Raw genomic sequence first — 5166 nt, forward strand, 5'->3', positions numbered from 1 at the left:
TAGTTGGCAACATACTAGCATCAAAGATAACATTTTCATAAATACCATTTTCACTAATTGTTAAATTATCTTGTTCTGTTATTATAATTGTTTTAGTCTTTAAATCTTTAACAAAATAATCTTCAGCAATTCGCCCAGTCCTATCTAGTACAATTCTAACTGGATTTTTTCCGGTCCAATCCCGAACATCTAGTTTTGGGTTGTCTTCAATAACCGTTTTGGTTCCAACCAAAATAGCTTGTTCTTCACTTCGCCATTTATGAACTAATTGTCTGGAATATTCATTGGTAATCCAAATGGGTTCTTTTTTTTCTTTGGTTAATGGTGCTATAAAACCATCGATAGTTTCTGCCCATTTCAGAATAATGTAAGGTCTTTTTTTGTTGTGAAAAGTGAAAAAACGTTTATTCAATTCGTTGCATTCTTGTTCCAAAATCCCGACGGTAACATTTAATCCATTTTCGATTAATTTTTTAATACCTTTTCCTGCCACTTTGCTATTGGGATCAATAGTGCCAACCACAACATTTGGAATTTTATGAGCAATAATCAAATCACAACAGGGTGGCGTTTTACCATAATGACTGCAGGGTTCAAGCGAAACATAAATTGTTGATTTTGATAGTAAAGATTTATCTTTTACGGCATTTATTGCATTAACTTCGGCATGGGGATCGCCTGCTTTTAGATGCCAACCTTCACCAATAATTTTATTATCATATACAATCACACTGCCAACTAACGGGTTAGGGTAGGTCGTTCCCAAACCATTTTTGGCCAACTCAATACAGCGATTTATATATTTTTCATGTATCTTCACCTCACAAAAATAAGATATTAGTTTTAGAATGGACGGCATGCTCATCAGAGAAATCCAATAGGGAGATAATGTTCAAATTGCAGTTGTAATCAGGGAAGTTTTCATTTCGGATGATTATCCTAAAACGGGAACTGCTTTTGCGGATACCCAATTGGATTTTATGTTTGAAACTTATGATAATCCGAGAGCAGCATATTTTGTTGTTGAAGAAAAAGGCAAAATTATAGGTGGTGCTGGAATAAGCCAATTAGAAAGCTCAAAAGAGAATATCTGCGAATTGCAAAAAATGTATTTTCTAAAAGAAGCTAGAGGAAAAGGATTGGGTTTGCAAATGATTGAAAAATGCTTAGCAATCGCCACCGAATTTGGCTATTCCAACTGCTATCTTGAAACCCTGCCCGAAATGTTGGTTGCTCAAAATTTATATAAGAAAGTTGGATTTGAATACCTTAATTCACCTTTGGGAAATACGGGTCATACCACTTGTCCAGTTTGGATGATAAAACAATTATAAATGCTACTTAAAAGCTACAAAACTAAATTTTTTCAAGAACTTTCCTCATTGTATGATGATAAGGAAATGGAGAGTTTCTTTTATCTTATTTTGGAAAATTTTCATCAAATAAAACGAATAGATTTAGCATTGAACCCCCAAATGGAAATGAACGATAAGCAGCTTTTATATTGGGAAAGGGTTTTAGCTGATTTAAAAAAACAAAAACCCATTCAATATATTTTAGGAGAAACTGAGTTTTATGGATTGCCATTTTTAGTAAATGAAAACACTTTAATTCCAAGACCCGAAACCGAAGAGTTGGTGGAATTGATAATTAAACAAAATTCCAAATCCGAAATTCCACCCGAGCCGAAGGTGAATGGAGCGAAGCTAAATTCCAAATTAAAGATATTAGATATTGGAACGGGTAGTGGTTGTATAGCAATTGCATTAAAAAAGAATTTACCAAATTCCGAAGTTTTTGCCATAGATATTTCTGAGGAAGCATTAGAAACTGCTAAAAAAAATGCCCAAATTAACCAAGTTGAAATACATTTTATTCAAGTCGATATTCTAAAAATCAACAATTTAGAACAATTCCCAACTTCCAACTCCCAGCTTCCAACTTCCAACTTCCATCTTCCAACTACTTTTGACATCATAGTGTCCAATCCGCCTTATGTTCGGAACATAGAAAAACAGGAAATAAATCCCAATGTTTTGGAATATGAACCTCATTTGGCATTGTTTGTAGAAGATGAGGATGCTTTGATTTTTTATAGAAAAATTGCACAATTGGCTCTAAAAAGTCTAAGTCCAAATGGGCGATTGTACTTTGAAATCAACCAATATTTAGGAAAAGAAACGGTTGAATTAATAGAAAGTTTTGGTTTTAAGAATGTGGTATTACACAAAGATATTTATGGGAATGATAGAATGATAGAAGGGACGAGGTAGGAAATAAGAAGTACGAGGTACGAGCTACGATTTACGAAATACAAAGTATAGAATACGAGGTGGGAAATAAAAAAAGAATTTAGGTTTTATTCTGATTGTTTCTTGCGGTCTTAATAGAAGCAACAATTATTGCTAAAATCTCATTACCTTCTTTTAAAAGTTTATCCAATTCTACTTTTAATTCTTTGTTTTTATTGATTTCTAATAAAATTTCAAGAAAAAAATTACTTTCATCGGCTTCCTCCTCTACAATTTTTAACTTATTAATAAAATCAGCCGTTGATTTTGCCCTTTGAGAAGCTCTATAATTTGCTCCAACAGAGCAAGAACACCTAATAAGTTGATTAACATATGCGTTATATTCTCTAGAGTTTGGTAATTTGGAGCATAAAAGCGAACAATCAATAGTGAACTTTTTTGTTCTTTCTTTCATATGTATCCTATTTCTTGCTTTTGTAATAAAAAAACTTTAGCTATTTCCCATCTAGAAACCCGATACTTTCAACTCTCAACAAGAAAAGATTCCTACGGAATGACAACTAGTCGTGAGGATAGTTTTAATTTTCAGTATTCGGTCGTGAAACTCGAAACTTTAAACCTTAAACTCGAAACAAAAAACCCCGAAACCCCTTCTACTCATACCGCAACGCCTCAATAGGGTCAAGTTGTGAAGCTTTGATTGCAGGATATAAACCAGAAACGAGCGCAACAATAAAACTAGTGATAAAAGCTGCCATCATTGCTCCCCATGGAATTACAAAATCCCATCCTGCGGCTAAGCAAATTAAATAGCCAATTAAAATTCCGAATACAATTCCGAAAAGACCACCAATTTGTCCAATAGTTAATGTTTCGATAAAAAACTGAAAGGCAATAGTACTTTTTTTGGCACCCAATGCTTTTCTAACCCCAATTTCGCGAGTTCTTTCGGTTACAGAAACCACCATAATATTCATTAAAGCGATGGATGAACCAAGTATAGTAATAATTCCCATAACCCAAGCCGAAATACTCAAAACGCCTGTTATACTTGCAATTCTATTGATTAAATCATCACTTCTCGAAATGCCAAAATTGTTTTCTTCAACAGGATTTAATTTTCTAACTTTTCGCATCGTGTTTAAAGCATTGTCAACAGCTGCATCAAGCAACTCTGTTTTATCAATCATAGTGCTTATGGAATAATTGATATTGGGTGCAGAAAACAACGAACGCGCCACTTGAATAGGAATAAAAACTCTTAAATCCTGACTGTTTCCAAAAGTAGAACCCCGTTCTTTCAAAACGCCAATTACCTTGAATTTGGCACCACGAACCGTTAGTAATTTTCCAATTGGATTGACATCTTTGAGCAATCCTTTTGAAACAAAATCAGAACCTACAACACAAGAATAAACATTATTAGAAATATCAAAAGTGTTGAAAGACCTGCCTTGTGTAACTTCCAACCCAGAGTTGGGCATAAAATATTCATCAACACCAATTACTGTAATTTCGGGATCGGTTTTTTGATTTTCAAATTTCACCTCGGCGGTAGAAGTTGCATTGAATGACAATGAAGTATGCGTAAAGGGAAAATTATACAATTCCTTAAACCTTTTTGCTTCAATATAGGTAATAATTGGATTGATTTTTTCAATTTCAGAACCGCCACTACTTCGGTTTCGGTTTTCATATTGATTGATGTTAAAAGTATTGGAACCCATCGAAGTAAAACTAGTATTCAAATTATTATCTATGGCTGCTACAATTGTTAAAATCCCCACCAAAGCTGTAATTCCAATGGCGATAATAATGATAGTTAACACGGTACGAAGCAACTGAGTTCGGATAGAACCCAATGCAATTTTTACATTTTCTCTAAATAATCCAATCATAACGGTAATTTGTCACGAAGTTAACCCTTTTGTTACAAGAAAATTGCCTTGCTTGTAGAAATTAGTTTTAAAAATAAGATATTTGCAAAATGAATTTTAAATATCAAATATCAAATATCAAATATCAAATATCTAAAATCTAATATCTAAAATGGCACAAAAACCAAGTATTCCCAAAGGCACACGAGATTTTTCACCAGCAGAGGTAGCTAAACGAAATTACATCATCTCGATAATGAGAACTCATTTTGAGAATTTTGGTTATCAACCCATAGAAACCCCTTCGTTTGAAAACTCCGATACGCTAATGGGAAAATATGGGGATGAAGGCGATAGATTGATTTTTAAGATATTGAATTCAGGGGAGTTTCTTTTAGATTTCAATAAGTTAATATTGGCTTATTTACGAACAATTTATGGGCGAATAATAGTTGAACTTTCTAAAGAAAAGGAAGAAAGTAGAATAGATGATTATCTGAAAATTTTACTCTCAAAAAATTTTATTCAAGAGATAGTCGATGAAGTAAATAATGAAAATAGTGAATACAAACTATATAATTTTTACAATAAATCTTTAATTAGTTCAATTAGGAGTGAAATTAATTCTATAAGAAAGTCAGATTATATTAAAGATGATTTACTTAGAAGAGTTCTTAATGAGTGTAAAGATTGTGATCCAAGTACTCATAATGATGTAAAAAAAATTATAAGAAAGTTTGCTCAAGATACATACGGAAAATGGATGAGTAATATAGAGTCTAAAAACTTAACAAAACAAATCTCCGAAAAAGCCCTTCGCTACGACTTAACCGTACCTTTTGCGCGTTATGTAGTGCAGCACCAAAGCGAGATGGAGTTTCCTTTTAAACGCTATCAAATCCAACCCGTTTGGCGCGCTGATCGACCCCAAAAAGGGCGTTTCCGTGAGTTTTATCAATGCGATGCCGATGTGGTAGGTTCCACATCGTTGTGGCAAGAAGTAGAGTTGGTGCAATTGTACGATTCAGTATTTACAG

General features: G+C 33.4%; 6 protein-coding genes. 3 read left to right on the forward strand and 3 right to left on the reverse strand.

The genetic code is table 11. The annotated features are described in order from the left end of the window. On the reverse strand, window positions 1–820 hold an 820-nt coding region (gene ribD, locus ACK5ON_RS00235; RefSeq protein ID WP_409818756.1), incomplete at its 3' end, for a bifunctional diaminohydroxyphosphoribosylaminopyrimidine deaminase/5-amino-6-(5-phosphoribosylamino)uracil reductase RibD. A gap of 160 nt (window positions 821–980) precedes the next feature. Between ribD and ACK5ON_RS00240 the strand changes: the two genes are divergently transcribed. Further along, window positions 981–1334, forward strand: a complete 354-nt coding sequence (locus ACK5ON_RS00240; protein WP_409818759.1) for a GNAT family N-acetyltransferase — start codon at window positions 981–983, stop codon at window positions 1332–1334. Then, a complete protein-coding gene (gene prmC / locus ACK5ON_RS00245) occupies window positions 1335–2273 on the forward strand; it encodes a peptide chain release factor N(5)-glutamine methyltransferase (protein WP_409818762.1) in 939 nt (312 codons plus the stop codon). A gap of 79 nt (window positions 2274–2352) precedes the next feature. Here prmC and ACK5ON_RS00250 read toward each other — a convergent pair whose 3' ends face one another. Further along, window positions 2353–2706, reverse strand: a complete 354-nt coding sequence (locus ACK5ON_RS00250) for a four helix bundle protein (protein WP_409818764.1) — start codon at window positions 2704–2706, stop codon at window positions 2353–2355. A 199-nt stretch (window positions 2707–2905) separates the two neighbouring features. Continuing rightward, window positions 2906–4150 (reverse strand): ABC transporter permease, encoded by a 1245-nt coding sequence (locus tag ACK5ON_RS00255; protein WP_409818766.1) that lies wholly within the window; start codon window positions 4148–4150, stop codon window positions 2906–2908. Between the two features lie 151 nt (window positions 4151–4301). Here ACK5ON_RS00255 and ACK5ON_RS00260 point away from each other — a divergent pair. Further along, on the forward strand, window positions 4302–5166 hold an 865-nt coding region (locus ACK5ON_RS00260), incomplete at its 3' end, for an ATP phosphoribosyltransferase regulatory subunit (protein ID WP_409818768.1).

This window comes from Flavobacterium sp. (assembly GCF_046317795.1).
Taxonomy (GTDB): domain Bacteria; phylum Bacteroidota; class Bacteroidia; order Flavobacteriales; family Flavobacteriaceae; genus Flavobacterium.

Coding starts and splice junctions, on each gene's coding strand:
- ACK5ON_RS00240 (WP_409818759.1), top strand. CDS start 981: ATGTTTGAAACTTATGATAATCCGAGAGCAGCATATTTTGTTGTTGAA.
- prmC (WP_409818762.1), top strand. CDS start 1,335: ATGCTACTTAAAAGCTACAAAACTAAATTTTTTCAAGAACTTTCCTCA.
- ACK5ON_RS00250 (WP_409818764.1), bottom strand. CDS start 2,706: ATGAAAGAAAGAACAAAAAAGTTCACTATTGATTGTTCGCTTTTATGC.
- ACK5ON_RS00255 (WP_409818766.1), bottom strand. CDS start 4,150: ATGATTGGATTATTTAGAGAAAATGTAAAAATTGCATTGGGTTCTATC.